Here is a 21,619-nt window from a genome sequence, read left to right as displayed (position 1 = left end):
TAGCAAGGAGATCCGCATGACCAGCAACAATCCGCAAACCCGTGAATGGCAAGCCTTGAGCAATGACCATCACCTGGCGCCGTTCAGTGACTTCAAGCAACTGAAAGAAAAAGGCCCACGCATTATCACCACTGCCAAGGGCGTCTACCTCTGGGACAGTGAAGGCAACAAGATCCTCGACGGCATGGCGGGCCTGTGGTGTGTCGCCATCGGCTATGGCCGCGACGAGCTGGCCGAAGCCGCCAGCCAGCAAATGCGCGAATTGCCTTATTACAACCTGTTCTTCCAGACCGCTCACCCGCCGGTGCTCGAACTGTCCAAGGCGATTGCCGATATCGCCCCGGCCGGCATGAACCACGTGTTCTTCACCGGTTCCGGTTCCGAAGGCAACGACACCATGTTGCGTATGGTTCGCCATTACTGGGCGATCAAGGGTCAGCCCAACAAGAAAGTCATCATCAGCCGCAAGAACGGCTACCACGGCTCCACCGTGGCCGGTGCGAGCCTGGGCGGCATGACTTATATGCACGAACAGGGCGACCTGCCGATTCCGGGTATCGTTCACATCGCCCAGCCTTACTGGTTTGGCGAAGGTGGCGACATGAGCCCCGAAGAGTTCGGTGTCTGGGCGGCCAACCAGCTTGAAGAAAAGATCCTCGAAATCGGCGTGGACAATGTCGGTGCCTTTATTGCCGAGCCGATCCAGGGCGCCGGTGGCGTGATCGTGCCGCCGGACAGCTACTGGCCGCGCATCAAGGAGATCCTTGCCAAGTACGACATCTTGTTCGTCGCCGACGAAGTGATCTGTGGCTTCGGGCGTACCGGTGAGTGGTTCGGTAGCGATTTCTACGACCTCAAGCCGGACATGATGACCATCGCCAAGGGCCTGACCTCGGGCTACATCCCCATGGGTGGCCTGATCGTGCGCGATGAAGTGGTCGCGGTCTTGAATGAAGGCGGCGATTTCAACCACGGTTTCACGTATTCCGGGCATCCGGTGGCCGCCGCCGTGGCCCTGGAAAACATCCGCATCATGCGCGACGAAAAAATTATCGAGCGCGTCCATAACGAAGCGGCACCGTATTTGCAAAAGCGTCTACGGGAACTGAACGATCACCCGCTGGTGGGTGAAGTTCGCGGTGTGGGTCTGCTGGGTGCCATCGAGTTGGTCAAGGACAAGGCAACCCGTGCACGTTACGAGGGCAAGGGCGTTGGCATGATCTGCCGGCAGTTCTGCTTCGACAATGGGCTGATCATGCGCGCCGTAGGCGACACCATGATCATCGCGCCGCCGCTGGTCATCAGCCCGGCGGAGATCGATGAGCTGGTTGCCAAGGCACGTAAGTGTCTGGATCTGACGTTGAGTGCGCTACAAAGCTAAGTGCTAGGCTCTGGACGGAAGTGCCAAATTGGCACTTTCGTACAGCGAGATCAGAAAGGACTGACTTTCCTTGAAAGCCAGCCTCGGAACTTGCCAGACTACCCACCGTTTTGGTTGCCCGGTAACCGGCCGCTGAACAAGGTGGTTAAGAAGAATAATTGGAGCATTACGCATGAAGGCATTAGGTATGAAGTTCGCTGGCAAGACCCTCCTCGCCATGTCGCTGATGGGCGCGATGGCGAGCGCGGCCCAGGCTGATGACAAAGTCCTGCACGTCTATAACTGGTCCGACTACATCGCCCCGGACACCATCAAGAAATTCGAAGCGGAATCGGGGATCAAGGTCGTCTATGACGTCTTCGACAGCAACGAAACCCTCGAAGCCAAGCTGCTGGCGGGCAAGTCCGGCTACGACATCGTCGTGCCGTCGAACAACTTCCTGGCCAAACAGATCAAGGCTGGCGTTTATCAGGAGCTGGACAAGTCCAAGCTGCCTAACTACAAGAACCTGAATGAGTCGCTGCTCAAGGCCGTTTCGGTCAGCGACCCGGGTAACAAGCACGCATTCCCCTACATGTGGGGCTCGATCGGCATCGGCTTCAACGCCGAGAAGGTCAAGGCGGCCTTCGGCCCTGACGCGCCGACCAACTCGTGGGACCTGCTGTTCAAGCCGGAAAATGCGGCCAAGCTGAAGTCCTGCGGTATCAGCTTCCTCGATTCGCCGACCGAGATGATCCCGGTCGCGCTTCATTACCTGGGCTACCCGACCGACAGCCAGGACAAGAAGCAACTGGCCGAGGCCGAGGCGCTGTTCCTGAAGATCCGTCCATCGATTGGCTACTTCCACTCCTCCAAGTACATCTCCGACCTGGCCAACGGCAATATCTGCGTAGCCGTCGGTTACTCGGGTGATATCTACCAGGCCAAGGCCCGTGCCGCTGAAGCCGGTGACAAGGTCAAGGTCAGCTACAACATTCCTAAAGAAGGTGCAGGCAGCTTCTACGACATGGTCGCCATCCCCAAGGATGCTGAAAACGTCGACGGCGCCTACAAGTTCATGACCTTCCTGATGAAGCCGGAAATCATGGCTGAAATCACCGACGCCGTACGCTTCCCGAACGGTAACGCCGCGGCGACCCCGCTGGTGGACAAGGAAATCACCAGCGACCCGGGCATCTACCCGCCTGAGGATGTGCAGGCCAAGCTCTACGCGATTGCCGACTTGCCGGCCGCGACCCAGCGGATCCTGACGCGCAGCTGGACCAAGATCAAATCTGGTAAGTAAGCCGGATCGCTTCTGTAGCCGCCGTTGCGAGACGGCGGTCGGGCCTTTGGGGCCCGTGTGTTCGGTACCGCAGGAGGGCTCTTGGAGCCCTATCGCAGCCTGCGGCGGCGGCTACAGGGCAACTTTTTATTAGAAAGTTTTGCTGGATCGGTTTATCGAGGGTAAGTTGCGCGCCGGTTTTGTCGTCGGGCAGGTCACTGCCGCGGGACACGGGCAACTCGGGCCCAATTATTTAGAGGACCTCCACGTGTCTACTTCTTTGTTTCGCAAGGCCCTGTTCGCGGGAGCAGGCCTGACGCTCGCAATCAGCGTGCAGGCAGCACCTACCGTGCACATTTATAACTGGTCGGACTATATCGGTCAGACCACCCTGGTCGACTTTGAGAAGGCCACCGGCATCAAGCCGATCTACGACGTCTTCGATTCCAATGAAACCCTGGAAGGCAAGCTGCTGGCCGGTCGGACCGGTTACGACGTGGTCGTGCCGTCGAACCATTTCCTGGGCAAGCAGATCAAGGCGGGGGCGTTCCAGAAGCTCGACAAGGCGCTGCTGACCCACTATTCCAACCTTGACCCTGAACTGCTCAAGCGTCTGGAAAAAAACGATCCGGGCAATCAGTACGCCGTGCCTTACCTCTGGGGCACCAACGGCATCGGCTATAACGTCGAGAAGGTCAAGGCGGCGCTGGGCGTCGACAAGATCGACTCCTGGGCGATGCTGTTCGAACCGGAAAACATCAAGAAGCTGTCGAGCTGTGGCGTGGCCTTCCTCGATTCCGCTGACGAGATGCTACCGGCAGTGCTCAACTACTTGGGCCTGGACCCCAACAGTCAGAACCCTGAAGACTACAAGAAGGCCGAAGCCAAGTTGCTGGCGGTCCGTCCTTATGTGACCTACTTCAACTCTTCCAAGTACATTTCCGATCTGGCCAATGGCGAGATCTGCGTCGCCGCCGGTTTCTCCGGCGATGTCTTCCAGGCCAAGGCGCGCGCCGCCGAAGCCGGCAAGGGCGTGAATATCGCCTACGTGATTCCCAAGGAAGGCGGCAACCTCTGGTTCGACATGCTGGCGATTCCCAAGGACGCCGGCAACGTCAAGGAAGCCCACGCCTTTATCAACTATTTGCTGCAACCCGAGGCCATTGCCCAGGTCAGCGATTACGTCGGCTACGCCAACCCGAACCCCAAGGCTGGGGAACTGATGGACCCGTCAGTGCGTACCGACGAGGCGGTTTACCCGCCGCAAGCGGTAGTGGACAAGCTTTACGTCAACTCAGAGTTACCACCGAAAATACAACGTTTGATGACCCGCAGCTGGACCAAGGTCAAGTCGGGCAAATAGCCCTGGGTCAAACTATCCGAAGCCTGGCCGAAAGGGCCGGGCTGCTAAATTCTGTTGGGAGTTTCGTAAATGGCAGTTGCCTCCGGCGCCTACAAAAAAGCCCTCGAGGGCGATCGGTCACCTAAACAGGTGCTGGTCAAGATCGATCGGGTCACAAAAAAGTTCGATGAGACGATTGCCGTGGACGATGTGTCCCTGGAAATCAACAAGGGCGAGATCTTCGCCCTGCTCGGTGGTTCGGGCTCGGGCAAGTCCACCCTGTTGCGCATGCTCGCCGGTTTCGAGCGGCCAAGCGAAGGGCGGATTTTCCTCGATGGCGTCGATATCACCGATATGCCGCCCTACGAGCGGCCGATCAATATGATGTTCCAGTCCTACGCGCTGTTCCCCCACATGACCGTGGCGCAGAACATCGCCTTCGGCCTGCAGCAAGACAAGATTCCCAAGGCCGAGGTCGACGCCCGCGTGGCCGAGATGCTCAAGCTGGTGCAGATGAGCCAGTACGCCAAGCGCAAGCCGCACCAACTGTCCGGTGGCCAGCGCCAGCGTGTGGCCCTGGCCCGCTCCCTGGCTAAGCGTCCGAAGCTGCTGCTGCTCGACGAACCCATGGGCGCACTGGACAAGAAACTGCGTTCACAGATGCAGCTTGAACTGGTCGAGATCATCGAACGCGTGGGTGTGACCTGCGTCATGGTGACCCACGATCAGGAAGAGGCCATGACCATGGCCCAGCGTATCGCGATCATGCACTTGGGCTGGATCGCCCAGATCGGCAGTCCGATCGACATCTACGAGACGCCGACCAGCCGCCTGGTCTGCGAATTCATCGGCAACGTCAACATCTTCGAAGGCGAAGTGGTGGACGACGCCGAAGGCCATGCGCTGATTACCAGCCCGGAGCTGGAGCGCAATATCTACGTGGGCCACGGCGTGACCACGGCGGTCCAGGACAAGCGCATTACCTATGCGATCCGTCCCGAGAAGCTGCTGATCACCACCACCCAGCCCGAGTACCAGTACAACTGGTCGCGCGGCAAGGTGCATGACATCGCCTACCTGGGCGGCCACTCGGTGTTCTACGTCGAGCTGCCGTGCGGCAAGCTGGTGCAGTCGTTTGTCGCCAACGCCGAGCGCCAGGGGCAGCGACCGACCTGGGATGACCAGGTCTTTGTCTGGTGGGAAGACGACAGCGGCGTGGTACTGCGCTCATGAACATGCGAAAACTCAAACGCCGGCTGCAACGAATAACGCCCGGTGGCCGTCATGTGGTCATCGGGATCCCTTTCCTCTGGCTGTTCCTGTTCTTCATGCTGCCGTTCTTCATCGTGCTGAAGATCAGCTTCGCTGAAGCGGACGTCGCGATTCCGCCGTACACCGAGATCTATAGCTACGTCGACGAGAAAATCCAGGTGCTGCTCAACCTGGGCAACTATTCGATGCTGGCCGGCGACGAGCTGTATATCGCCGCCTACCTCGGCTCGTTGAAGATGGCGTTCTTCAGCACGCTCCTGTGCCTGTTGATCGGCTATCCGATGGCCTATGCCATTGCCAAGGCGCGCAAGGAAATGCAGACCGTCCTGGTGCTGCTGATCATGATGCCGACCTGGACCGCGATCCTGATCCGCGTGTATGCCTGGATGGGTATCCTCAGCAACAACGGGCTGCTCAACGGCTTCCTGATGTCCATGGGACTGATCAACGAGCCGCTGCAGATCCTCAATACCAACCTGGCGGTCTATATCGGCGTGGTCTATTCGTACCTGCCATTCATGATCCTGCCGCTCTACGCCAACCTGGTGAAGCACGATACCAGCCTGCTGGAAGCCGCTTCGGACCTGGGTTCGAGCACGTTCAACAGCTTCTGGAAAATCACCGTGCCGCTGTCCAAGAACGGCATTATCGCCGGCTGCATGCTGGTGTTTATCCCGGTGGTGGGCGAGTTCGTGATTCCCGAGCTGCTGGGCGGTCCGGAAACGCTGATGATCGGTAAGGTGCTGTGGCAAGAGTTCTTCAACAACCGCGACTGGCCGGTGGCGTCCGCACTGGCGGTGGTGATGCTGGCGATCCTGATCGTGCCGATTATCCTGTTCAACCGTAGCCAGGCCAAAGAGCTGGAGGGCAAAGCATGAAGCGCTTCAGTTTTTCGAGTTTCATGTTGGTGGTAGGGCTGCTGTTCATCTATCTGCCGATGTTGATCCTGGTGATCTACTCGTTCAACGCCTCCAAGCTGGTGACGGTGTGGGGCGGCTGGTCGATCAAGTGGTACGTCGGCCTGCTGGACAACAGCCAACTGATGGGTTCGGTGATGCGTTCCCTGGAGATCGCCTGCTATACCGCCATTGCGGCGGTAGCGCTGGGCACCCTGGCGGCCTTTGTGCTGACCCGTATCACCCACTTCAAGGGCCGTACGCTGTTTGGCGGCCTGGTCACGGCGCCGCTGGTGATGCCGGAAGTGATTACCGGTCTGTCGCTGCTGCTGCTGTTTGTCGCCATGGCGCAGATGATCGGCTGGCCGCAGGAACGCGGCCTGGTCACCATCTGGATCGCGCACACGACGTTCTGCGCGGCCTATGTGGCGGTAGTGGTCTCGGCCCGTCTGCGCGAGCTGGACCTGTCCATCGAAGAAGCGGCCATGGACCTGGGTGCCAAGCCGTGGAAGGTGTTCTTCCTGATCACCATCCCGATGATCGCGCCGTCGCTGGCCGCGGGGGGCATGATGTCCTTTGCGCTGTCGCTGGATGACCTGGTACTGGCCAGCTTTGTGTCCGGGCCGGGCTCGACGACCCTGCCGATGGAAGTGTTCTCGGCGGTACGCCTGGGGGTCAAGCCCGAGATCAACGCCGTGGCCAGCCTGATTCTGCTGGTGGTGTCCCTGGTGACGTTCCTGGTCTGGTACTTTAGCCGCCAGGCCGAAGAGCGTCGCAAGAAAGCCATCCAGCAGGCCATCGAGGAAAGCGCCGCGGACTCGTGGAAACAACCCGATCCGCGTCGCGCATCGGCCTGAGTCCATCCCGAATGCAGGAGCGAGCACGCTCGCTCCTGCAAGGGCTTCCCGGTTTTACCGGGCCCAGGGCGAGCAGCAGATCACGTCGACGACGTTGATCGGCGTAACGCTCGCCATCGGGTCCTTGAGCACGTTGGCCTTCACCGCGCCGAACGTGGTCTGCGGGCGGTGGCGCAAGCCGTCGGTAAATGCGCAGATAAAGCACTCCTTGAATCCTTCTCGCCGTGGCTGCGCATGCACCACCGCTTTGCGCTGGGCGCCGGGAAAGGCCGTGTAGTAGTCCACGTCCCTTGCGATCCTGGTCGTCACCAGAGCCTCGGCCGGGTGCAGTGCTGGGGCAATTGCCAGCCCTACCGGCTCCTTGCCGTCGTCCGACGGGCGATAGGCCGCCTTGGTGCCATCGATTTCAACAGGCTGATCGGCGCCACTGCCGCAGCGGTCAAAGTCGTGGCAGCAGTTTGAGCAGGCTGCGGGTATTGGCCTTCACTTCCTCTTCGTCCAGATGCGTCTGCTCGTAGCCGCCCTCGATATAGGTTTCGGCCTGGTCGCCATAGTGTTTGTCGAACAGCACGCCGCTCTGGCCGACCGGGTTGATGGTCAGGCCATGGGTCGGGTCGGCGAAATCGATCAGCCGGCGTGTCGAGGGGCCGTAGGTGACGGGCCACGGAGCCGGGCCGATCCTGGCCGACAGGTTGTTGGGCACTTCGTGGCTGCCGGGTGCGGCGAACGGGCCGACATTGAACAGCCGGTCCAGGGGCTTCTGCCGGCCCAGCGGGTGCTCGTGGGTCAGGGTATGGGCCTGGCCCCAGCGCCATTGCGCCGGGTCGTTACCGTAAAGGCTCTTGAGATGGGCGAGGCTGCGCTGCCAGGCCAGTTTTACGGTGTCGGCGCGGCTTTCCCGGGCCTCGGTGGTGCGGTTGTCCCACCAGGGCGAGTCGACCGACTCGGCCAGGCGCGGTAGCGCGGCATCGATCACTCGGGTCGAAAGCAGGGTGTCGAACAGGTCGTCGCCCAACTCGTCGCGCATCGCGGTATCGGCCAGGTCGAAGAGCAACTGGTTGAACAGGGTGGCGCTGGTCGATGGCAATGGATAGTCGCCGGCCCAGGTGGCGAGTTGTTCCACCAGCTTGAGCTCGCCCGGATCGCTGACCACTTCGCGCAATACCGGCAGCAGCGGCTTGAGCAGGCGCGGGCCATAGGCGGTGGCCGTGCCCAGTTGCAGCGGCTGGCTGTTCTCCAGATTCCACTTCACACCCGGTGCGCTGAGTTGGCGGTCCAGTTGCTGGCCGCGGTCGGCCAGGTTGTAGTAGCCGGGGATCGCCATGCCTGTGGGGGACAGGGGCTGGAAATTGGCCGAGACGATATAGCCGCGCGCCGGGTTTTCTTCCTGGGGGTTGGCACTGAACGGGTAGAAACCGTCTTTATCGGCCTGGGCACTGGCACCGTCGAGAATAAACGCCGGGTTGACGCCGACTGGCCGTTTGGGTAGTTGTGCGGCGGCCCACCAGCCGATATCGCCACTGGCATTGGCCCAGACCAGATTCAACCCCGGGGCCTGGATTTGCGCGGCCGCGCTGCGCACCTTGGCCAGGGTGTCGGCGCGGTTGAGGGCGTAGAAACCCTCGAGGATCGGATTGGCTGACTCCAGAAAACCCCACCACATGGCGATCGGGGTGGGCCCGGCGGCCTTGCCCAGAGCGTCATTAACGATCGGGCCATGGGGCGAACGGCGCAGGTCCAGCGTCACTGCAGCCTCACCCTTGACCGCAATCTGTTCCTGGCTGTGGCTCATCTCGACCCATTGGTCGCGATACCAGACCTGATTGGGGTGGTCCGGGTTGGTCTTCTCGGCGATCAGGTCGAGGTCGTCGTTCTGGAACATGGTCAGGCTCCAGCCGAAATCACGGTTGTTGCCCAGTGATGCATAGGGGTTGAGTGCCTGGTGGTAGCCGTAGAGTTCGAAGCCTGGCGCGGACAGGTGGGCCTCGTACCAGACCGCCGGTGTAGAGAAGCGAATATGCGGGTCGCCGGCCAGCAGCGGCTTGCCGCTTTGGGTGCGTGTACCTGCCACGGCCCAGGCATTGCTGCCCTCGAATTGCGGCAGCCCGGCGTGCTCCAACGCGGCTTCGCTGGCTTTGGCCAGGGCGCCCAGGCCGCGCCAATCAGCGGTCGTCAGCGCGGGCGCGGTGGCCAGTACGCCCTGGGGATGCCAGTCGATATCGAAGACCTTCAGGTAGTCGTTGCCCAATTGATCGCGCACGTAGGTGAGCAAAGGTTCGGTACGAAAGGCTGCGGCAAAGCTGTAGGCCATGTAGCCGGCGACACTGAAGGTGTCTTCGGCGGTAAACGGGCGCTTGGGGATGCCGAGGACATCGAACTCGATGGGGCTGGCATGTTGCGCCTGATACTGGTTGATCCCGTCCAGATAGGCCTGCAGGCCTTTCCAGGCCGGTGACTGGCGGTCCAGGCTGGCCAGGTACTGATCGGCGCGCTCGCGGATGCGCAGGCTGCGGAACAGTTTGTCGTTGTCGACCAGCTTGGGCCCGAGAATTTCCGCCAATTCACCGCGAGCCAGGCGCCGCAGGATTTCCATCTGGAACAGCCGGTCCTGGGCCTGTACGTAGCCCAGGGCGCGGTAAAGGTCGAGTTCGTTTTCGGCGCGAATATGCGGCACGCCGCGTTCGTCGTAGCGTACGGTGACCGGACCCTGCAGGTTGGGGAGGGTGACCTGGCCCTGGCGGGTCGGCTGCTTGCTCTGCACGTACCCGTAGCCCCCGACGGCCAGGGTGCCGGCGATCAGCAGGGCGAGTACGCTCAGGCGGCGTTTCATACAGGACTCCTTGTTCTGGTGATGATGTCCAATGGGTCGGGCCTCGCAGATCGGGCCTCTGAGGCCCGACCTGCGAGGCCCGACCCAATGTGTAGCACAGGCCCGCGCAGACCGGAATCGTCACCGGGAGTGAGATCCGCAGGAAGTCCGAATTGCCTTAGTGTTGTTCAGTGTTTTGCCAGGCGCAGTAACAACCTACGGCCATCGTGTGGGTGGCATTGACCGGACGATTTTCACTCAATGCCTGCAGGATCGGCTCGATAAAACTGTTACTCGAGTTGCAGGTCGCCCCCTGGCTGTAAGGGCCGAAGTAAGCCAGCCGGCCCTGGCGGTCCCAGATCGCCACCGCCGGGCTGACACTCAGGTGCTCGGCGCCGGGCAGGGTGGCCAACGGCTTGATGGCGCCCAGGGTGGCGGGTAGTTGGCCATGGGTGCCGGTTTTTTGCACGGCATAGAACTCGACGCCCTGAGGGGCAAAGTGCTCGATCAGCTCGGCCAGGTGTTGCTGATTGCCGACATTGCACGGGCACGCCGGGTCCCAGAAATGCACCAGGCGGATAGCGCCGGGGCCCGCCAGGTGGGCGGGCAGTTGCAGGCTATCGCCGGCGAACAGCGCGGTCTGGTCGCTGAACGCGCGTATATAGCGGCCCTGGAACCAGTCATAGGCCTGCCACAGGCCGATGGCGCAGATGACGGCCAGCAGGCCGCTCAATAGGGTGCGGTGGTAGGACTGAAACATGGTGATGGGTCCTCAAGGGGCGCGTAGCTTGCCATGCCCGCGCCGACAGATGAATATCGCAGCCCTGTGATGTTTGTTCGCCTTTGATCCGCCGTTGCCTGGAAACCCTTATGCCTGAAGCCTTTGCCGCCGATTCACTGCGCCCGACCCTGCGACCGCTGGCCGCGGCCCAGCCGTTGTCGGCCGAAGCGCAGGCGTACCAGCGTTTCTACGGCCTGGACCTGGCCCCCTCGCGTCTGGGGTGTTTCCAGGCGGCCGGCTACACGCTGGTCAGTCAGGTCTGGTGGCCGGCCAAGCCGGTGGCGACGTTGTTTCTGTTGCACGGCTTTTACGACCATATGGGCCTGTATCGGCATGTGATCGAGTGGGCGCTGCACCGCGGTTTTGTGGTGATTGCCTGCGATCTGCCGGGGCATGGGCTGTCCAGTGGTGCGCGGGCGAGCATTGGCGATTTCGCCGAGTACCAGGCGATGCTCCAGGGCCTGTTTGCCGAAGCCACCAGCCTGGATCTGCCGCAGCCCTGGCATTTGTGCGGGCAGAGCACCGGTGGGGCGATTGTCATCGACCATCTGCTTAACCACGGTGCGCAGAGTCCGGCCCAGGGCCAGACCATCCTGCTGTCGCCGTTGGTCCGGCCACGGGCCTGGGGCTGGTCGAAGCTCAGTTATTACCTGGTTCGCCCGTTTGCCAGCGGGATTGCCCGCCGGTTTAGCGAGAACACTAACGATCCGGCCTTCCTGCCGTTTCTACTGGCCGACCCGCTCCAGCCCCAACGCCTGCCCACGGCCTGGGTCGGGGCGCTGGCACACTGGATCACGCGCATCGAGGCGGCGGGAAGCAGCGAGCGGCGTCCGCTGGTTGTCCAGGGCGAGGCGGATATGACGGTGGACTGGCGGCACAACCTGCAGGTGCTACAGGGCAAGTTCGCCGAGACCCAAGTGCTGTTGCTGCCCGAGGCGCGGCATCATCTGGCCAATGAAATCCCAGCCTTGCGCGAGCGCTACTTCGACTTCCTGACCCGCGCTCTCGCCGAGTCGTGAGGCGCGCTCACGGCGCCAGGGTGGACGTATCCTGGCCCACCGCCAGACCGGCGCGGACTGCCGCCAGGGCGGCCTGATAGTACTGCTTGCCATCCGCCGACTCGGCGAATGTCACAAACTCCTCCAGCTCCGGGTCGGACAGGTCGCGATAGACATAGAGCAGGGTGTTGTCCAGGTCGTTGCCGATCTGCTGCATCAGCCGTTCGCGCTGGCCATTGAGCAGGCCCTGGGCCTGGCCGCCACCGAGCAGGCCGGGAATCATCGAGCTGAGGCTGTCGGCCGCGATCCCGGCGATGGCCAGGCTGACCTCGGCCCCGGCTTCGCGGGCCGGCAAGGCATTGGACAGGTGATTGATCAGCAGGCTGCGCGTGGCGCTGGCTTCGATACGCGGCAGGCCCTTGGCATTCTTGGCCAACTGGTCACGGCGGGTGGCCAGCAGTTCCGCGGCCACGATCTTGCGGCCCAGTGGTGACTGGAAGAAGGCGAGGGCGGGAGTCGGGTTGGCGAGGTTCTGGCGCAGGTTGGCCTCGGCACGCTGGTCCATGGCCTCGGGCGCGAAACGCCGGCTGCTATTGTCGACCAGGGCCTGGTAGACCGCCGGTGGCAAGCTGTTGCGATAGCGCTGCTGGGCCGCGCTCAGGGCATCATTGAAGTGCGCGCGCTGGTCCGGCCAGCCGGCGACCTTGTAGAGCTGGTCGTGGGGATCTGCCCAGGCGGGAATCGAACAGAAGATCAGTAATGAAAAAAGCAAGCGACGCATAAGGACTCCTGTCGGCAGGTCGCCATTGTCCCGGCGAGCGGGGGACTTGTCGAGAATTCCTATCGACGCTACAGGTGGCTCTGTCGGATTTCCAGGCGGGTCGATACTATGCGCGGCATGCACATACCCTCAGATCACCCGCTGCTGTTACGAATTGTCGACGACCTGGCCGCCTGCGGCTGGTCGCAGCAGAATATTTTCCTGCCCGAGGCCTTGACCCTGGAGCTGGCCGCCGAGTGTCGCCGCCGAGCGGCCGAGGGTGAACTTGCGCCTGCGGCCGTGGGGCGCGGGCCGACGCAGGAGGTGCGCGAGGGGATTCGCGGCGATCATATCCAGTGGTTGGAACCCGGCCAGGCCGAACCGTGCGACCGCTATCTGGCGGTGATGGAAAGCCTGCGCGAAGCCTTGAACCGCGGGCTGTTTCTGGGGCTCGAGGATTTCGAGAGCCATTTTGCGCTGTATCCCCCAGGTGCCTTCTATCGGCGGCATGTCGACCGTTTTCGCGACGACGACCGGCGGACGGTTTCAGCGGTGATCTACCTCAACCAGGACTGGGAGCCCGAGCAGGGAGGGCAACTGCGCATGTTTCTGGCGCAGGAGGTCGAGCACGACGTGTTGCCGGTGGGCGGTTGCCTGGTGGTGTTTCTGTCGGGCGAGCTACCCCATGAAGTCCTTCCGGCGACCCGGGATCGGTTGTCCGTGACCGGCTGGTTCCGGCGCCGTGGCAACGAGCTGTTCTGATGATCCATAAAGTGCTGGTCAGCCGCTGCCTGCTGGGGCATCGGGTGCGATATGACGGCAACAGCAGCGGGCACCCCGGGCAACTGGCCGAGTGGCAGGGCCAGGGCCGAGTGGTCGCGCTGTGTCCGGAGGTGGCCGGCGGCCTGCCGACACCTCGGGCGGCGGCGGAAATCCCCGGTGGTCAGGGTCGTGACGTGCTGGAAGGGCGAGCCCGGGTGATTGCCAGCGATGGCGAGGATGTCAGCGCGGCCTTTCTGGATGGCGCCCGGCAGGCCCTGGCGCTGGTCCAGCGCGAGGGCATTCGCGTCGCGGTGCTCAAGGCCAACAGCCCCTCATGCGGCAATCTGCTGACCTACGACGGGACCTTCAGCGGTGTGAAGGTCAATGGCGAAGGGGTGACGGCGGCATTGTTGAAGCAGGCCGGGGTCCAGGTGTTCAACGAGCTGGAGCTGGTGGAAGCCGCCGCAACCCTGGAACGCCTCGACCAGAGCGATCCTGGCTAGCGTGCTCAGGTTCTCGGCGGTGTCGTGGCATCCATGCCGAACCATTTTTCCGACAGGGCTTTAAGCCTTCCGTCGGCCTTTATCCGTTGCAGCGCCGCGTCGAGACTGGTCTGAAAGGCTGGGTTGCCCTTCTGGAAGGGAATGGCCAGGCTCAGCGTCGGTCCGACGTCGGCGCCTTCCTTGACGGCCAGTTGGCTGTTGCGGATCGCAAAGGGAATCAGCAAGCGATCACTCAGCGCGGCGTCGAGGCGGTTGTCAGCCACTTGCTTGAGCGGCTCCTGGGCGTCCGCGTAGCTGCGCAGGTCTATGCCTTCCACTGCGCGTGCCTGATCGACGAACTGGCTGCCCTGGGCCACGCCCAGTGCCTGACCCTTGAGGGCTTCAAGGGTGCCCAGGGGGCGTTTTTCTTCCTGGCGCACAATCAATTGGGCCGAGGAATAGCTATAGGGTTCGCTGAAGGCGAAACGTTCGCGCAATTGCGGGGTCAGTGCTATGTGATTAATGGCGACATCGTATTTACCGCTTTCCACGCCGGCGAGCATGTCAGCTGCGTCGGTGGTGATAAACGAAGGATTGACGTCCAGTTCCTGGGCCAGCAACTCGCCAAGCTCCACTTCAAACCCGGTCAGGGCGTCGCCTTCCTTGTAGTTGAAGGGCGGCGTATTGGCCTCCAGGGCGATACGCAGTTCGCCACGATCGTTTACATCGTCTATCAATTCGGCTTGAGCAAAGGGGCTTGCCAGGGGCAATAAAAGTAACAGGCCAGGCAGAATGCGCATGGTCTCTCCTAAGTGATTCAGTCGAGCGGCCCGAGGGCCACTCGTTTTGTTTTATAGGGGCAGCCCGGTTGGCCGTTGGCTTGGACTATGAACAGACCTTAAGTTGTCGCTCAAGTTGTCATAACCACACAGATTTTGCGAAAAAACTGGAGAAATAAATGAAAAGCCTATTCTCGCGTGCAGCGTTGGCCACCCTTGTCCTGAGCAGCTCGATGCTGGTTCACGCCGCAGAAGGGATGCCGCGTACGGCGGCGCCTGCTGGGGCCAGTGTAGCGATCCTGTCACCGGCCGACGGCGCCAAGGTTGGCAAGACCTTTACCGTCAAGTTTGGCGTCGAAGGCATGAACCTTGCCCCGGCAGGCGACCAGACCCCGGCCACCGGCCATCACCACTTGCTGATCGATGTCGACCAGCTGCCGGCGGAAAACCTGCCTATTCCGATGGATGCCCAGCACCTGCATTTCGGCAAGGCCCAGACCGAAACCGAAGTGACCCTGACCCCGGGCAAGCACACGCTGCAACTGGAGCTGGGCGACAAGAACCACGTTCCGTTCGACCCGGTCATCGTGTCCAAGAAAATCACGGTCACGGTGGAATAAAAAAAGGGAGCCCCTGTCGGGGCTCCCTTTTCATAGCGGCCAGCTTCGCGCTTCTAGCGGCAGGTGAAGCTTTGCCGTTTATAACTGGCCGCTCGTAGCTGCGCTTATCAGAACAGCACGCGGCAACGGATAGTGCCGTTGATGTGCTGCAGCTTTTCTTGCGCCAGATCGGAGTATTCGGCGTCCACGTCGATGACGACGTAACCGACTTTCTCGTTGGTCTGCAGGAACTGACCGGAAATGTTGATGCCGTTTTCCGCGAAAACCTTGTTGATCTCGCTCATCACACCCGGGATGTTCTCGTGGATGTGCAGCAGGCGGTGCTTGCCAGGGTGAGCCGGCAGGGCCACTTCCGGGAAGTTGACCGAGGACACCGACGTACCGTTGTCGCTGTACTTGACCAGCTTTTCCGCGACTTCCAGACCGATGTTGGCCTGGGCCTCGGCAGTGGAACCGCCGATGTGCGGGGTCAGGATCACATTGTCCAGGCCGCGCAGCGGGCTTTCGAAGATGTCATCGTTGGAGCGTGGCTCTACCGGGAACACGTCGATGGCGGCGCCGATCAGGTGCTTGTCCTTGATCGCGTCGGCCAGGGCGTCCAGCTCGACCACGGTGCCGCGCGCGGCGTTGATCAGGATCCCGCCCTTCTTGATGGCGCGGATTTCCTTCTCGCCGATCATCCACTGGGTCGCCGCTGTTTCCGGGACGTGCAGGGTGACGATATCGGACATGCCGAGCAGCTCGTTCAGGCTGCCGACCTGCGTGGCGTTGCCCAGTGGCAGCTTGGTCACGGTGTCGTAGAAGAACACTTGCATGCCCAGGCCTTCGGCCAGAACCGACAATTGCGTGCCGATCGAACCGTAACCGACGATACCCAGCTTCTTGCCGCGGATTTCGAAGGAGTTGGCTGCGCTCTTGATCCAGCCACCACGGTGGCAGGAAGCGTTTTTCTCCGGGATGCCGCGCAGCAGCAGGATCGCCTCGGCCAGCACCAGTTCGGCCACCGAACGGGTGTTGGAGTACGGCGCGTTGAACACCGCGATACCGCGTTCGCGCGCCGCGTTGAGGTCAACCTGGTTGGTGCCGATGCAGAAGCAGCCGACCGCGACCAGTTTCTTCGCGTGATCGAAGATCTCTTCGGTCAGTTGGGTGCGCGAGCGAATGCCGATGAAGTGAGCATCGGCGATCTTTTCCTTCAACTGGGCTTCCGGCAGAGAACTGGTGATGTACTCGATGCTGGTGTACCCGGCGGCCTTGAGGACGTCGACAGCCGATTGGTGGACGCCTTCGAGAAGAAGGAACTTGATCTTGCTCTTATCGAGAGAAGTCTTGCTCATCTGCGTAAACCTGTGTCCCGGAGAAAAATGGCAGGGAAGTGGCCAGCAGACGCTGACCCGAGCGGCATGACAGCCGTCGCCGCAGAGCGCCTTGGGGGTCTGTCCTGCGGGGGCGGTATGCTAGCATATGCGCCCCGCTAAACACCCATACCTGCGACGTGAAGCGTTCTCAGGGTGACCATGAATCGTTCGAGAGTTCTGTCGATGACCAACCCCGCCTTGATTGATGAGCTGAAGACCCTGGTTGAGCCTGGCAAGGTGTTGACCGATGCCGACTCCCTGAACGCTTACGGCAAGGATTGGACCAAGCATTTTGCGCCGGCCCCGACGGCGATTGTCTTCCCCAAGACCACCGAGCAGGTCCAGGCTATCGTCCGCTGGGCCAACGTGCACAAGGTCGCCCTGGTTCCGTCGGGCGGTCGTACCGGGCTTTCGGCCGCCGCGGTCGCGGCGAATGGCGAAGTGGTCGTCTCGTTCGACTATATGAACCAGGTTCTCGCATTCAATGCGACCGACCGTACGGTGGTGTGCCAGCCGGGCGTGGTCACCCAGCAGTTGCAGAACCTCGCCGAAGAGCAGGGCCTGTACTACCCGGTAGACTTCGCTTCCGCGGGATCCAGTCAGATTGGCGGCAATATCGGCACCAATGCCGGCGGCATCAAGGTTATTCGCTACGGCATGACGCGCAACTGGGTGGCCGGCATGAAGGTCGTGACCGGCAAGGGCGATCTGCTGGAACTGAACAAGGACCTGATCAAGAACGCCACGGGCTATGACCTGCGCCAGCTGTTTATCGGCGGTGAAGGCACACTGGGGTTCGTGGTCGAGGCGACCATGCGCCTGGACCGGGCGCCGAAAAACCTGACGGCGATGGTGCTGGGCACGGCCGATTTCGACTCGATCATGCCGGTGCTGCACGCCTTCCAAAGCAAGCTGGACCTGACTGCGTTCGAGTTTTTCTCCGACAAGGCCTTGGCCAAGGTCCTCGGGCGCGGTGATGTGCCTGCGCCGTTTGAGTCCGACTGCCCGTTCTATGCCCTGCTGGAATTCGAAGCGACCACCGAAGAAGTGGCTAACGATGCCCTGGCGACCTTCGAGCATTGCGTCGAGCAGGGTTGGGTAGTCGATGGCGTCATGAGCCAGAGCGAGCAGCAATTGCAGAACCTCTGGAAGCTGCGCGAATACATCTCCGAAACCATCTCCCATTGGACGCCGTACAAGAACGACATTTCGGTAACTGTGTCGAAAGTGCCGGCATTTTTGCGGGAAATTGACGATATCGTCGGCAAACACTATCCGGATTTCGAAATTGTCTGGTTTGGTCATATCGGCGACGGCAACCTGCACCTCAACATCCTCAAGCCGGATAACCTGAGTAAGGACGAGTTCTTTGCCAAGTGCGCCACGGTGAACAAGTGGGTGTTCGAGACGGTCGAGAAATACAACGGCTCTATCTCCGCCGAACATGGCGTGGGCATGACCAAGCGCGATTACCTGACATACAGCCGTTCGCCGGCTGAAATCGAATATATGAAGGCGATCAAGGCGGTGTTCGATCCGAACGGGATCATGAACCCGGGCAAGATTTTCGCGGTTTGAACCTGTTGCACCTGACGATTGACCAGACCAGGAGTCGGTAATGAGCTATCAGCACCAGTATGTCGACGGCACGCGCATCCACTTTCCTCTCGGCAAGGTGGTGTGCATCGGGCGCAATTATGCGGAGCACGCCAAGGAGCTGGATAACCCGGTGCCTAGCGAGCCCCTGCTGTTTATCAAGCCGGGCAGTTGCGTGGTGTCGATCGAGGACGGTTTCAGTATTCCGACTGAGCGGGGTGCAGTGCACTATGAGGCGGAAATTGCCGTACTGATCGGCAAACCGTTGTCGACCAAGCCCAGTCAGGAAGAGGTGCTCGATGCCATTTCCGGCTTTGCCCCGGCATTGGACCTGACGCTGCGTGACGTTCAGGCCAAGCTGAAAGAGAAAGGCTTGCCGTGGGAAATCGCCAAGTCGTTTGATGGTGCCTGCGTTCTGGCGCCCTTTGTAGTGGGCAGTACCTTTCCCGACCTGACGGATATCGGTATTCGCCTGACCATCAATGGCGAGGTGCGCCAGGATGGCAACAGCGCCATCATGCTCAACCCCATCGTACCGATGATCCAGCACATGGCGGCCTGCTTCTCGCTGCAGGCCGGCGACGTGATTCTTACCGGTACACCGGTGGGCGTGGGTCCGCTGAATGTGGGCGATGAACTGGTGCTCGAACTGCCAGGTGTCAGCCGCTTCAGCAGCCGCGTACGCTAGCCCTTCTCCTTCACTGGCGGGCTCCCTAACGGGGAAGTCCTGCCGGTGAAATGGTTCTGTTTTTTCATATTTTTTACACTTTATCCGGATAATTCGCTGCTTGGCGGTGCATATTCGCGAATATTGTGTGTTATTAAATCTGACAAAAACCACGAGCCTTTCTTACATGGTCACTCAGCTCATCTCCAAGCCCCATGCCGCCCGCCGGTCGCGTTTTGCGCTGCGCTGGTATTCCTGGCTATTGCTGGTGGGAATGGCGGTTTATGGCCTGGCCTGGCTGATGCACTGGGATGATCGCGGGGCCCTATGGGTCCTCGAACGTTTCGAAACGCCGGTCGAGCGCCAGGAAAGTATCTGGTTGCCGGACTACCGGGTGGTGATCGATGCCAAGCGGTTACCCGGCATGGAGAAGGACGAGGCTTCGGATCTGTCCTATAGCCCTTTGAGCAAAACCTTGTTTGCGGTCATGGGTAAAAACCCGTTCCTGGTCGAGTTGACCCTGCAGGGCGACGTGCTGCGCAAAATTCCTCTGGTTGGCTGGGCCAATCCTGAAGGCGTGGCAGTGCTGGAGAACGGTCTGATCGCGATTGTCGATGAGCGCCAGCATTTGCTGGTGATCGTCACGCTGACCGCCGATACCCACCAATTGAATATCGCTGACTTTCCCCGGTACGACCTTGGTCCGTCAAAGAACCAGAACAAGGCGTTCGAGGCGGTTGCCTGGGACCCACGCAATCAGCGGCTGATCCTGGGCGAGGAGCGCCCGCCGGCGCTGTTTACCTGGAGCAGCGATGGCAGCCGGACCCTCAAGGGCGACAAGCAGCGGCTGCCGAGCGATGAACTCGATTTGCGCAACCTTTCGGCCCTGAGTATCGACCCGCGGACCGGCCACGCGCTGGTGCTGTCAGCCGATTCGCATATGTTGCTTGAACTCGACGAGACCGGCGATCAGGTCAGCTTCATGACCCTGCTGGGTGGTTTCAATGGCCTGGCGGATACGATCCCGCGTGCCGAGGGCGTGGCCATGGACGAGCAGGGCGTGTTGTATATGGTCAGCGAATCGAACCTGTTTTATCGCTTCGAGAAGAGCAAATAACCCGGCCATCCCTGCTCCAGCTTGATTCCAGGGCCGATTAAGTTTGGCTTCATGCGCCCATGCTTAGCTGCGCGTCCTGTTTCTGCTGTGAGCCGCCTGTCATGCACCCTGTTTTGCGTCGCTCCCTGACTGTTGCCCTGCCGACCCTGCTGGTCGCGTGCCTGCTGCTGGCCGGGCAGCACTATCGCCTGTTCGAGCGTGCCTGGTTCAACTGGCAGAGTCTGTGGCAACCGGCAAACGGGCAGTCCATCGGCCTGGATGGCTATCGGGTCAGTCTTGAGGCCAGGGTGATCGAGGGGCTGGTCGATGATGTCTCGGCGCTAACCTTCGACCCGGTACGCAACAGCCTGTTTACCGTCACCAACAACAGCCCCGAATTGATCGAGCTCTCCCTGGACGGGCGAATCCTGCGGCGTGTGCCATTGATCGGGTTTGGTGATCCGGAAGCGGTGGAATTCATCAGCGAGGGCATTTATGTCATCACCGATGAGCGCGGCCAGCGCCTGATCAAGGTTCATCTGGATGAACGCACCCGGTTCCTCGATGCGGCGGACGCCGAGCAACTGACGCTGGGGTTGAACCAGGGCGGCAACAAAGGTTTCGAGGGGCTGGCCTATGATGCGCGGGGCAAACGCCTGTTTGTCGCCAAGGAGCGTGATCCCATGGTGATCTACGAGGTGCAGGGGTTTCCCCATGACGGTGAGCGACGCACTTATTCGGTGCATGTGATCAACAACCCCAGGCGCGATGCCGGGTTGTTCGTGCGCGATCTTTCCAGTTTGCAGTTCGACGAGCGCAGTGGGCATTTGCTGGCGCTGTCCGATGAGTCGCGGCTGGTGCTGGAGCTGGATATCGATGGGCGGCCGCTGAGCAGCCTGTCATTGCGCAAGGGCCGTCATGGCCTGGAGCGCAGCGTACCGCAGGCCGAGGGGATCGCCATGGATGACGCGGGAGTGGTGTACCTGGTCAGCGAGCCGAATTTGTTTTATGTGTTTCGCAAGCCTTGATCAAGGCTTGCGAGCAAGCTCGCGGCTACAACGCCAAGGGTGGTAGCGCGAGCTTGGCGGCGGTCAGGCCTTGAGGGTCTTTACCCCTTCGCTGGTGCCCAGCAATAGCAGGTCGGCCGGGCGGGCCGCGAACAGGCCATTGGTGACGACGCCAACGATGGCGTTGATCTGGCGCTCCAGCTCCACCGGGTTGGTGATCTGCAGGTTGAAGACGTCGATGATGATGTTGCCGTTGTCGGTCACTATGCCTTCGCGATACACCGGGTCACCGCCCAGCTTCACCAGTTCGCGGGCTACGTGGCTGCGGGCCATGGGGATCACTTCGACTGGCAGCGGGAAGGCCCCCAGGACCGGGACCAGCTTGCTGGCGTCGGCGATGCAGATAAAGGTCTTGGCCACGGCCGCGACGATCTTTTCGCGGGTCAGGGCGGCACCGCCACCCTTGATCAGGTTCAGGTGCTCATCGCTCTCATCGGCGCCGTCGACGTAGAACTCCAGGTCGCTGACGGTGTTGAGCTCGTAGACTGGAATGCCATGGCCCTTGAGGCGCGCAGCGGTGGCTTCGGAGCTGGCCACGGCGCCGTCGAATGCACCTTTGTGCAGCGCCAGGGCATCGATAAAGCAGTTGGCGGTGGAGCCGGTGCCCACCCCGACGATGCTCTTGTCGTCGAGCTTGGGAAGGATGAAGTCGACGGCAGCCTGGGCTACGGCCTGTTTGAGTTGATCCTGGTTCATGCGGGCTCCGGAACGGGCGAGGGGCGAAAGGCCGGCATTATAGGCCCCGGGGCGATGTCAGGCGAGGCACCTTCGCGAGTCAGCGCCCCGGGCCGCCGGACGGGCCAAAAGCCGGGACTTGCTGTGGTGGGCGGGC

General features: G+C 61.3%; 21 protein-coding genes. 14 read left to right on the top strand and 7 right to left on the bottom strand.

The annotated features are described in order from the left end of the window. Nucleotides 1–16 precede the first annotated feature (16 nt). The 6 genes from NPS46_RS13190 (at nucleotide 17) to NPS46_RS13165 (ending at nucleotide 7,012) form a co-directional block, all read left to right on the top strand. Nucleotides 17–1,381 carry an aspartate aminotransferase family protein gene (locus NPS46_RS13190; protein WP_274107793.1) on the top strand — a complete coding sequence of 455 codons (1,365 nt, stop codon included), beginning with the start codon at nucleotides 17–19 and terminating at the stop codon, nucleotides 1,379–1,381. Nucleotides 1,382–1,568: 187 nt separating this feature from the next. Then, the gene (locus NPS46_RS13185; protein ID WP_274108077.1) at nucleotides 1,569–2,666 is read left to right on the top strand and encodes a polyamine ABC transporter substrate-binding protein; all 1,098 of its coding nucleotides are present in this window, start codon (nucleotides 1,569–1,571) and stop codon (nucleotides 2,664–2,666) included. A gap of 247 nt (nucleotides 2,667–2,913) precedes the next feature. Next, nucleotides 2,914–4,008, top strand: coding sequence for a polyamine ABC transporter substrate-binding protein (locus tag NPS46_RS13180; protein WP_274107791.1), 1,095 nt, complete (start codon nucleotides 2,914–2,916; stop codon nucleotides 4,006–4,008). A gap of 69 nt (nucleotides 4,009–4,077) precedes the next feature. Beyond that, on the top strand, nucleotides 4,078–5,220 hold the full coding sequence (locus tag NPS46_RS13175; RefSeq protein ID WP_274107789.1) for an ABC transporter ATP-binding protein: 1,143 nt from the start codon (nucleotides 4,078–4,080) through the stop codon (nucleotides 5,218–5,220). After that, a complete protein-coding gene (locus tag NPS46_RS13170; RefSeq protein WP_274107787.1) occupies nucleotides 5,217–6,137 on the top strand; it encodes an ABC transporter permease subunit in 921 nt (306 codons plus the stop codon). The genes NPS46_RS13175 and NPS46_RS13170 overlap by 4 nt, the downstream gene beginning before the upstream one ends. After that, nucleotides 6,134–7,012, top strand: a complete 879-nt coding sequence (locus NPS46_RS13165; RefSeq protein ID WP_274107785.1) for an ABC transporter permease subunit — start codon at nucleotides 6,134–6,136, stop codon at nucleotides 7,010–7,012. Before NPS46_RS13170 ends, NPS46_RS13165 begins: the two co-directional genes overlap by 4 nt. 54 nt (nucleotides 7,013–7,066) lie before the next feature. On the opposite strand, the gene NPS46_RS13160 is transcribed toward NPS46_RS13165, so the two are convergent. From NPS46_RS13160 to NPS46_RS13150, 3 genes are all read right to left on the bottom strand, one after another. After that, the gene (locus NPS46_RS13160) at nucleotides 7,067–7,297 is read right to left on the bottom strand and encodes a hypothetical protein (protein ID WP_425312733.1); all 231 of its coding nucleotides are present in this window, start codon (nucleotides 7,295–7,297) and stop codon (nucleotides 7,067–7,069) included. Nucleotides 7,298–7,451: 154 nt separating this feature from the next. Beyond that, nucleotides 7,452–9,842: a penicillin acylase family protein gene (locus NPS46_RS13155; protein WP_274107783.1), complete on the bottom strand. Its 2,391-nt coding sequence runs from the start codon at nucleotides 9,840–9,842 to the stop codon at nucleotides 7,452–7,454. A 157-nt stretch (nucleotides 9,843–9,999) separates the two neighbouring features. Further along, nucleotides 10,000–10,581: a DUF6436 domain-containing protein gene (locus tag NPS46_RS13150; RefSeq protein ID WP_274107781.1), complete on the bottom strand. Its 582-nt coding sequence runs from the start codon at nucleotides 10,579–10,581 to the stop codon at nucleotides 10,000–10,002. Nucleotides 10,582–10,691: 110 nt separating this feature from the next. Between NPS46_RS13150 and NPS46_RS13145 the strand changes: the two genes are divergently transcribed. Beyond that, nucleotides 10,692–11,621, top strand: a complete 930-nt coding sequence (locus NPS46_RS13145; protein ID WP_274107779.1) for an alpha/beta hydrolase — start codon at nucleotides 10,692–10,694, stop codon at nucleotides 11,619–11,621. Between the two features lie 7 nt (nucleotides 11,622–11,628). Here NPS46_RS13145 and NPS46_RS13140 read toward each other — a convergent pair whose 3' ends face one another. Beyond that, nucleotides 11,629–12,381, bottom strand: coding sequence for a DUF2059 domain-containing protein (locus tag NPS46_RS13140; RefSeq protein WP_274107777.1), 753 nt, complete (start codon nucleotides 12,379–12,381; stop codon nucleotides 11,629–11,631). Between the two features lie 108 nt (nucleotides 12,382–12,489). On the opposite strand from NPS46_RS13140, the gene NPS46_RS13135 reads away from it, so the two are divergent. Both NPS46_RS13135 and NPS46_RS13130 read left to right on the top strand, forming a co-directional pair. Further along, nucleotides 12,490–13,122 (top strand): 2OG-Fe(II) oxygenase, encoded by a 633-nt coding sequence (locus tag NPS46_RS13135; protein ID WP_274107775.1) that lies wholly within the window; start codon nucleotides 12,490–12,492, stop codon nucleotides 13,120–13,122. A 2-nt stretch (nucleotides 13,123–13,124) separates the two neighbouring features. Further along, nucleotides 13,125–13,625, top strand: a complete 501-nt coding sequence (locus NPS46_RS13130; RefSeq protein ID WP_274108075.1) for a DUF523 domain-containing protein — start codon at nucleotides 13,125–13,127, stop codon at nucleotides 13,623–13,625. Between the two features lie 5 nt (nucleotides 13,626–13,630). Here the strand turns inward: NPS46_RS13130 and NPS46_RS13125 are convergent, their stop codons facing one another. Next, entirely contained in the window at nucleotides 13,631–14,404 is a 774-nt protein-coding gene (locus NPS46_RS13125) for a transporter substrate-binding domain-containing protein (protein ID WP_274107773.1), read from the bottom strand. Nucleotides 14,405–14,562: 158 nt separating this feature from the next. Between NPS46_RS13125 and NPS46_RS13120 the strand changes: the two genes are divergently transcribed. Next, nucleotides 14,563–15,003 (top strand): DUF4399 domain-containing protein, encoded by a 441-nt coding sequence (locus NPS46_RS13120; RefSeq protein ID WP_274107771.1) that lies wholly within the window; start codon nucleotides 14,563–14,565, stop codon nucleotides 15,001–15,003. Nucleotides 15,004–15,110: 107 nt separating this feature from the next. On the opposite strand, the gene serA is transcribed toward NPS46_RS13120, so the two are convergent. After that, nucleotides 15,111–16,340: a phosphoglycerate dehydrogenase gene (serA, locus tag NPS46_RS13115; RefSeq protein ID WP_274107769.1), complete on the bottom strand. Its 1,230-nt coding sequence runs from the start codon at nucleotides 16,338–16,340 to the stop codon at nucleotides 15,111–15,113. A 204-nt stretch (nucleotides 16,341–16,544) separates the two neighbouring features. Here serA and NPS46_RS13110 point away from each other — a divergent pair, with 204 nt between their 5' ends. The 4 genes from NPS46_RS13110 (at nucleotide 16,545) to NPS46_RS13095 (ending at nucleotide 20,748) form a co-directional block, all read left to right on the top strand. Further along, on the top strand, nucleotides 16,545–17,939 hold the full coding sequence (locus NPS46_RS13110; RefSeq protein ID WP_274107767.1) for an FAD-binding oxidoreductase: 1,395 nt from the start codon (nucleotides 16,545–16,547) through the stop codon (nucleotides 17,937–17,939). Nucleotides 17,940–17,979: 40 nt separating this feature from the next. After that, nucleotides 17,980–18,645 carry a fumarylacetoacetate hydrolase family protein gene (locus NPS46_RS13105; protein WP_274107764.1) on the top strand — a complete coding sequence of 222 codons (666 nt, stop codon included), beginning with the start codon at nucleotides 17,980–17,982 and terminating at the stop codon, nucleotides 18,643–18,645. A gap of 166 nt (nucleotides 18,646–18,811) precedes the next feature. After that, entirely contained in the window at nucleotides 18,812–19,741 is a 930-nt protein-coding gene (locus NPS46_RS13100) for an SdiA-regulated domain-containing protein (RefSeq protein WP_274107763.1), read from the top strand. 101 nt (nucleotides 19,742–19,842) lie between these two features. Continuing rightward, entirely contained in the window at nucleotides 19,843–20,748 is a 906-nt protein-coding gene (locus NPS46_RS13095) for an SdiA-regulated domain-containing protein (protein WP_274107761.1), read from the top strand. Nucleotides 20,749–20,811: 63 nt separating this feature from the next. On the opposite strand, the gene rpiA is transcribed toward NPS46_RS13095, so the two are convergent. Then, nucleotides 20,812–21,483 carry a ribose-5-phosphate isomerase RpiA gene (gene rpiA, locus NPS46_RS13090; protein WP_274107759.1) on the bottom strand — a complete coding sequence of 224 codons (672 nt, stop codon included), beginning with the start codon at nucleotides 21,481–21,483 and terminating at the stop codon, nucleotides 20,812–20,814. Between the last annotated feature and the right edge of the window lie 136 nt (nucleotides 21,484–21,619).

It is taken from the genome of Pseudomonas putida (assembly GCF_028682395.1).
GTDB classification, from domain to species: domain Bacteria; phylum Pseudomonadota; class Gammaproteobacteria; order Pseudomonadales; family Pseudomonadaceae; genus Aquipseudomonas; species Aquipseudomonas putida_AB.
The sequence above is the reverse complement of the archived record's forward strand: the minus strand, read 5'-3'. Positions and strand labels throughout refer to the sequence as shown.

Bases quoted from the DNA above. Each gene is read 5' to 3' on its own strand.
- NPS46_RS13095 (WP_274107761.1), top strand. From the start codon at position 19,843: ATGCACCCTGTTTTGCGTCGCTCCCTGACTGTTGCCCTGCCGACCCTG.
- NPS46_RS13155 (WP_274107783.1), bottom strand. From the start codon at position 9,842: ATGAAACGCCGCCTGAGCGTACTCGCCCTGCTGATCGCCGGCACCCTG.
- NPS46_RS13145 (WP_274107779.1), top strand. From the start codon at position 10,692: ATGCCTGAAGCCTTTGCCGCCGATTCACTGCGCCCGACCCTGCGACCG.
- serA (WP_274107769.1), bottom strand. From the start codon at position 16,340: ATGAGCAAGACTTCTCTCGATAAGAGCAAGATCAAGTTCCTTCTTCTC.
- NPS46_RS13135 (WP_274107775.1), top strand. From the start codon at position 12,490: ATGCGCGGCATGCACATACCCTCAGATCACCCGCTGCTGTTACGAATT.
- NPS46_RS13140 (WP_274107777.1), bottom strand. From the start codon at position 12,381: ATGCGTCGCTTGCTTTTTTCATTACTGATCTTCTGTTCGATTCCCGCC.
- NPS46_RS13150 (WP_274107781.1), bottom strand. From the start codon at position 10,581: ATGTTTCAGTCCTACCACCGCACCCTATTGAGCGGCCTGCTGGCCGTC.
- rpiA (WP_274107759.1), bottom strand. From the start codon at position 21,483: ATGAACCAGGATCAACTCAAACAGGCCGTAGCCCAGGCTGCCGTCGAC.
- NPS46_RS13165 (WP_274107785.1), top strand. From the start codon at position 6,134: ATGAAGCGCTTCAGTTTTTCGAGTTTCATGTTGGTGGTAGGGCTGCTG.
- NPS46_RS13185 (WP_274108077.1), top strand. From the start codon at position 1,569: ATGAAGTTCGCTGGCAAGACCCTCCTCGCCATGTCGCTGATGGGCGCG.
- NPS46_RS13100 (WP_274107763.1), top strand. From the start codon at position 18,812: ATGGTCACTCAGCTCATCTCCAAGCCCCATGCCGCCCGCCGGTCGCGT.
- NPS46_RS13110 (WP_274107767.1), top strand. From the start codon at position 16,545: ATGACCAACCCCGCCTTGATTGATGAGCTGAAGACCCTGGTTGAGCCT.
- NPS46_RS13175 (WP_274107789.1), top strand. From the start codon at position 4,078: ATGGCAGTTGCCTCCGGCGCCTACAAAAAAGCCCTCGAGGGCGATCGG.
- NPS46_RS13105 (WP_274107764.1), top strand. From the start codon at position 17,980: ATGAGCTATCAGCACCAGTATGTCGACGGCACGCGCATCCACTTTCCT.
- NPS46_RS13120 (WP_274107771.1), top strand. From the start codon at position 14,563: ATGAAAAGCCTATTCTCGCGTGCAGCGTTGGCCACCCTTGTCCTGAGC.
- NPS46_RS13190 (WP_274107793.1), top strand. From the start codon at position 17: ATGACCAGCAACAATCCGCAAACCCGTGAATGGCAAGCCTTGAGCAAT.
- NPS46_RS13125 (WP_274107773.1), bottom strand. From the start codon at position 14,404: ATGCGCATTCTGCCTGGCCTGTTACTTTTATTGCCCCTGGCAAGCCCC.
- NPS46_RS13170 (WP_274107787.1), top strand. From the start codon at position 5,217: ATGAACATGCGAAAACTCAAACGCCGGCTGCAACGAATAACGCCCGGT.